At 41.3% G+C, this 6,116-nt stretch carries 5 protein-coding genes; all 5 read left to right on the forward strand.

Annotated features, from left to right (window positions below; all coding sequences use genetic code 11):
* Window positions 1–8 precede the first annotated feature (8 nt).
* Window positions 9–2,507 carry a hypothetical protein gene (locus Q1W14_RS03995; RefSeq protein ID WP_300699480.1) on the forward strand — a complete coding sequence of 833 codons (2,499 nt, stop codon included), beginning with the start codon at window positions 9–11 and terminating at the stop codon, window positions 2,505–2,507.
* 98 nt (window positions 2,508–2,605) lie between these two features.
* Window positions 2,606–3,658: a class I fructose-bisphosphate aldolase gene (locus Q1W14_RS04000; protein WP_300699481.1), complete on the forward strand. Its 1,053-nt coding sequence runs from the start codon at window positions 2,606–2,608 to the stop codon at window positions 3,656–3,658.
* A 625-nt stretch (window positions 3,659–4,283) separates the two neighbouring features.
* Window positions 4,284–4,934, forward strand: coding sequence for a DedA family protein (locus Q1W14_RS04005; RefSeq protein WP_300699483.1), 651 nt, complete (start codon window positions 4,284–4,286; stop codon window positions 4,932–4,934).
* A gap of 18 nt (window positions 4,935–4,952) precedes the next feature.
* Window positions 4,953–5,600 carry a DUF47 family protein gene (locus Q1W14_RS04010; protein WP_300699484.1) on the forward strand — a complete coding sequence of 216 codons (648 nt, stop codon included), beginning with the start codon at window positions 4,953–4,955 and terminating at the stop codon, window positions 5,598–5,600.
* A 16-nt stretch (window positions 5,601–5,616) separates the two neighbouring features.
* A partial coding sequence (locus tag Q1W14_RS04015; RefSeq protein WP_300699485.1) for an inorganic phosphate transporter occupies window positions 5,617–6,116 on the forward strand: 500 nt, incomplete at its 3' end.

The following is a 6,116-nucleotide window of genomic DNA, read 5'->3' on the forward strand; positions in this document are numbered from 1 at the left end:
TCCTATTCATGAAACATATATTAAGTATATTATTCGTAATCATAGCCATTACATCTTGTACAGCAGAAGATGAAGAGGATATCCGGTATGATTCGACCGATATTGATTATACATTCAGAGTGGCGGTCGATGGTCGTACAGTGACCACCCGTTCGCTGGCTGCTTCGACGGACGAAAACAGTCTGTATGACTTGAATGCTTTTATTTTTGATGCAGCGAACGGACAGGCTATATCATTCAAATACTTTGCCCCGTCTGATATGTCCAATCTTTCGATACCTATGCGGATAAGCGGCTCCTCCGGTAGTCGTATATTTGCCTTTATTGCGAATGTAGGTTCCTCGATAGGTAGTACAGTGACAAATATTACGGATTTGAACAATCTGAAAAAGACAATGGCCTCCGGTACAGACTTTCTATCCGGCGGACGTGTCATCATGTCCGCTCTCACAGATACAAAAGTAGTCACTATAACCCCAGGTACTACTAATGGAACTTATGCCTTGGGCGTGGTTAATCTCGAACGGCTGACCGCCAAAGTAACTGTTGTGATCGATAAAAGCGCTCTCGAATCCAGTACGTTAGTCACTGTACGTTCCATTCAGTTAAAGAATGTGCCGATGGTATATAGCTATATAGCGTCAAATGCTCCTACCACATCGACTACCACTTTTGTGAATGGTGATAATATAACAGTGAACGATGGAAATCTGGAACCTGTAGATCCTACCGGAAATAATCTTCCTCATAATTATGCCACTCCATTATATATGGTTGAAAATATGCAGGGCACCAGAGCATTACCTACTAATGTTCCCGGAGAGGAATGTACTTCGTCGAAAACACAGATTCCACTTATACCTGTGCAATGTTCTTACATAGAAGTGGTTTGTGAATATCGTACTACCCTGCCTGAAGGAGAACGTGACGGCCTGGTTACATATCGTGTTTATCTGGGTCTTAACCTTAATGGAAATCATTGGAATAACTTCGATGTGAAGCGCAATACATGGTATCAGGCTACTCTGACACTGACTGGACGTGGTGGAGCTGATGAAGTGTCGTGGCGTATAATCACCGACCTGATTACTCACAATGGTCAAGATTATCCATGGGGAAAAGGAGGCTTTGCGTATACTATCGATCCTTCGGATTCCCGTTTTTGGAGTATGGAAAGTCCTTATCAGAATACATTGGTGACTTTCTCTTCCAGCAATGCTAATCTCCATCCTGATAGCGAATATTCGGAGGGACGCGGAGTGACTTATCTTAACGGGACGGCACAGAACGAAACAGCTATCCGTCAATGCTGGCGGTTGAATGGCGAAAATGGTATTACCCTGAATGCTGTTACGAAAACAAAATATTATCTGCCTTCGCAGAACCAACTTCAGATGATCAGCATTTATTTCAATGCCCGCTCTTATCCGACCGGACTATTTTGGAGCTCGACTCAGTTAGTTACCGGAACGAGTAACTCTAATCAGTATGCCCGTGCTATATCATACACTAATTATGGAGAAGCTCAAACATATACTAGTACTAGTACGCAGGGATACCCACGCTGCCTGATGGAGCCTGACCGCACCTATCTGTTTCCGGTAGCTGGAGTATCTACTTCGTCCAATCCTGTGTATTATCCGTTACAAACGGCTCCAAATATAAAGACTTATCCCTATTTTCAAACTGGTTCCCTTCCTGTTATTGTGAATCAGGAGTTGTGGAACTATGGAGGCTCAATAGGATTTCAGCCCCGTGGCGTTGTTTCAATTTCACTTCGTACCGGAGCACCTTATGAAGCTTTGACAACCAATTATCATACGGTGCGTAAACCGTATGCACTTATCAGAGTTGCGAAAAGTGATTGTGATAAGAATGGGAATCCGGTTGTAAACAATGCACTTATCCGTAGTACGATGAACTGGTATGAGGCACTGGGTTATGTCACTCCTTCCGGTGCAGATCCTGCTACACCGACTATCAATACGACCCGTACAGGTTGCAATGCTTATTCGGAGCGAAGCGATAAGAAGGATTTGGGTACATGGCGTGTTCCTACTTCACTGGAACTGACTCAACTTTGGGTGATGGGAGCAGGTGTAGGAGGCGATACCTCAGTAAATCCGAACTATACCTATGCGGTGACAGGAACCGGAACGAATGTGAAGATTTCAACTCCTCGATATCCTCGTATGAGCGAACAATACACTGGTGTTGCTTCACTTTGGGGAGATGTATCTACATTGACGAATAATATTACAAATATCAATTATGTGTGGCCGGGTGGTACAGCTACCACACCCTATGATTTAAGTAAGCTGTATTGGTCGTCGAATACATCTCCCAATACGACACCTGCCAACGGTTTCGCCATGATGCTCGATTTTTATTCGGGCGACTCTTATACAGGAAGCGGTCCGCGAACTGCCGGATTTCCTCGAAAAAAGGGGCAAGGATTGTTGCGTTGTGTAAAAGATGTTACGGAAGCTACGCGTTACCAGCAGTAATGCAAAATATCGGATATCATAGTATGAGTTGATCTCAGAACATTCCGTTTTCTGTTTTGTTATAAATCAGTGAATATAAATCTATAAAAAAGATGCTTATGAATAAAATAATTGATTTATTGGGAAAGGAAGCTGAATATTACCTGAACCATACATGTAAGACGATAGATAAACAATCCATTCATATTCCGGGACCTGACATGATAGACCGGGTATGGATGGATTCGGATAGAAATCTGCCAACCTTGAATAGTATGCAGGCACTTTATGGACATGGAAGGTTGGCAAATACCGGATATGTTTCTATTTTGCCTGTAGACCAGGGTATAGAACATTCTGCCGGTGCTTCGTTTGCACCTAATCCGATCTATTTTGATCCGGAAAATATTGTGAAGTTAGCCATAGAGGGTGGCTGTAATGCAGTAGCATCTACCTTTGGTGTATTGGGAGCAGTAGCACGAAAGTATGCTCATAAGATACCATTTGTAGTGAAGCTGAATCATAATGAACTATTGAGTTATCCTAATTCTTATGACCAAATAATGTTTGGAACTATCAAAGAAGCGTGGAATATGGGAGCTGTGGCAGTTGGTGCTACCATTTACTTTGGTTCGGAACATAGCCGCCGTCAGATTGTTGAAGTGGCACAGGCATTTGAATATGCTCATGAATTAGGTATGGCTACTATTCTTTGGTGCTATCTAAGGAATAACGATTTTAAAGCAGGAGGGGTAGATTATCACGCCGCCGCCGACCTGACCGGACAGGCAAACCATCTTGGAGTTACCATCAAGGCGGATATTGTGAAACAAAAACTGCCTATAAACAACGGTGGTTTCCAAGCTATTCATTTCGGAAAAACGGATGATAGAGTTTATACGGAATTATCTTCTCCTCATCCGATAGACCTTTGCCGCTATCAGGTAGCCAATGGTTATATGGGACGTGTCGGTCTCATTAATTCCGGTGGAGAATCTCATGGGGCTTCTGACTTGAAAGATGCGGTTATTACTGCTGTAGTCAATAAACGTGCCGGCGGTATGGGATTGATTAGTGGACGCAAAGCTTTCCAGAAACCGATGAATGAAGGCGTTGAATTACTGCATGCTATTCAAAATGTTTATTTGGATTCATCAGTTACTATTGCGTAAGTTTTGACAATAGGGTGTATCAGTGATGCACCCTATTTTAATATATCCCGGTCTGACAAAAATAAAAGTTTGAATGCCTTTTTCTCTTGAAAATACTTTCTATCTTTGCTGCCGAAATGGCAAAGTATATATTTTATATATTGTTAGGTCTGTTCCTCATACCCAAACTCACGTCTGCTGGCGGTGGTGAAATAGAGGAATATAAGGTAGCACATACCATAAACTTGCAGTATACCCCCGAATACTTATGCAGCAAGTCGGAAACGGATATCCAACAATATAATAAGGATACCGGTAGCCAAAACTATAGTAACCGGACCGATGTCGGTAATATAGGTATTTCTTCTTCTTTTCGTTGTGCCTCTCCATTTAAACTTTTAAGGACAGATGCTTCCTTTATCCTATCTAAGATAGTAAAATCCATAAAGTCTCTTCTTCCTGAAGAAAAAACGAATTCCTTTTTGTTTAGTACAAATACCCTCAAAACATCCTATAGATATTATGTCTATGCACTTAGGCATATTCTTGTTTAGTACCCTTTTTTCATACTTTCAGACTGGTAGTGATTTAGGGCTTCTTGCGTCTGTATTTGTTCGTGTTTTAAGTACTAACTAATCATTAAACAATGGAATTTCTATTAGATTTTATTCTCCATATTGATCAGCACATGATTAATATTGTGCAAGAATATCATATGTGGGCTTATGTCATCTTATTTTTAATTATTTTCTGTGAAACAGGGTTGGTAGTGACACCTTTTCTTCCGGGTGATTCATTGCTGTTTGTAGCGGGAGCTATTGCAGCGCAGCCCGATATGCCTCTTGAAGTGAATGTGCTGGCAGTCATATTGTTTGTTGCTGCTGTATTGGGTGACTCGTGCAATTACATGATAGGTCACCTGTTTGGGCGTAAACTATTTAATAATCCTAATTCAAAAATATTCAAACAAAGCCATCTTGAAAAGACGCATGAGTTTTATAAGAAGTATGGCGGCAAAACTATTATTATAGCTCGATTTGTGCCGATTGTACGTACGTTTGCCCCTTTTGTGGCAGGTATGGGAAAGATGCACTACTACTATTTTATGATCTACAATCTGGTGGGCGGAGCATGCTGGATTGCTATTTTCTGCTATGCAGGATATTTCTTCGGCGATCTGCCGTTTGTCCAGGAGAACCTTAAATTGCTGATTGTGGCGATTATTGTTCTATCCATACTGCCTGCCATCATAGAAGTGATGCGTGCCCGAATCAAATCAAGAAAGCAAACAATGTAATTTAATATACTTATATTTATGAAGAATTCTTTTTTTAGTCAGTTTACACCGAAAGAACCTAAATTCTTTCCATTGCTTAAGCAATTGTCTGAGATACTATGTGAATCGTCAGAACTGCTTGTCGAAAGCTTGAATCATCATTCACCCGAAGATCGAGCCGAGTTTTATAAGAAGATAAAAGATACCGAGCGTCAGGGCGACAAGCTTACCCATCTTATCTTTGATGAACTTGGAACTACTTTTATTACTCCTTTCGACCGTGAAGATATCCATGACTTGGCTTCGTGTATAGATGATGTTATCGATGGAATCAATAGCTGTGCCAAGCGTATCACTATTTACAATCCCCGTCCTATCTCTGAGAGTGGCAAAGAGTTGAGCCAAATGATTCAGCAGGAAGCCGGTTACATTTGTAAAGCTATGGACGAGCTTGAAACTTTCCGCAAGAAACCGGCTGCATTGCGTGATTATTGTACCAAACTACATGATATCGAAAATCAGGCGGATGATGTATATGAATTCTTTATTACCAAACTCTTTGAGGAAGAAAAAGACTGTATTGAGCTTATCAAAATCAAGGAGATTATGCACGAATTAGAAAAGACCACCGATGCGGCCGAGCATGTAGGTAAGATCTTGAGAAACCTGATAGTGAAATACGCATAAATACAAGATAGAATACATGGAATTATTAGTGATTATCATTGTATTGGCTTTGGTGTTCGATTATATCAATGGCTTTCATGATGCAGCCAATTCAATAGCTACTATTGTTTCGACTAAGGTGCTTACTCCTTTTCAGGCAGTAATATGGGCAGCTTTCTTCAACTTTGTTGCATTCTTTATCGCCAAATATGTGATTGGTGGCTTCGGCATTGCCAACACAGTTTCTAAAACGGTAATCGAAGAGTTCATCTCATTGCCCATTATATTGTCCGGCGTAATAGCTGCCATAGCCTGGAACCTGTTTACATGGTGGAAAGGCATTCCTTCCTCTTCTTCGCATACGCTTATTGGTGGATTTGCCGGTGCTGCCATCATGGCGCATGGTTTTGATGCTATCCAGGTAAGTATCATCCTGAAGATAGCTGCTTTCATTTTCCTTGCTCCGTTGATCGGTATGGCTATTGCTTTCGGGTTTACATTGCTGGTGCTCAATATCTCAAAGAAAGCACATCCTCA

It is taken from the genome of Bacteroides sp. (genome assembly GCF_030151085.1).
In the GTDB taxonomy this organism is placed as follows: domain Bacteria; phylum Bacteroidota; class Bacteroidia; order Bacteroidales; family Bacteroidaceae; genus Bacteroides.

Coding starts and splice junctions, on each gene's coding strand:
- Q1W14_RS03995 (WP_300699480.1), top strand. CDS start 9: ATGAAACATATATTAAGTATATTATTCGTAATCATAGCCATTACATCT.
- Q1W14_RS04000 (WP_300699481.1), top strand. CDS start 2,606: ATGAATAAAATAATTGATTTATTGGGAAAGGAAGCTGAATATTACCTG.
- Q1W14_RS04005 (WP_300699483.1), top strand. CDS start 4,284: ATGGAATTTCTATTAGATTTTATTCTCCATATTGATCAGCACATGATT.
- Q1W14_RS04010 (WP_300699484.1), top strand. CDS start 4,953: ATGAAGAATTCTTTTTTTAGTCAGTTTACACCGAAAGAACCTAAATTC.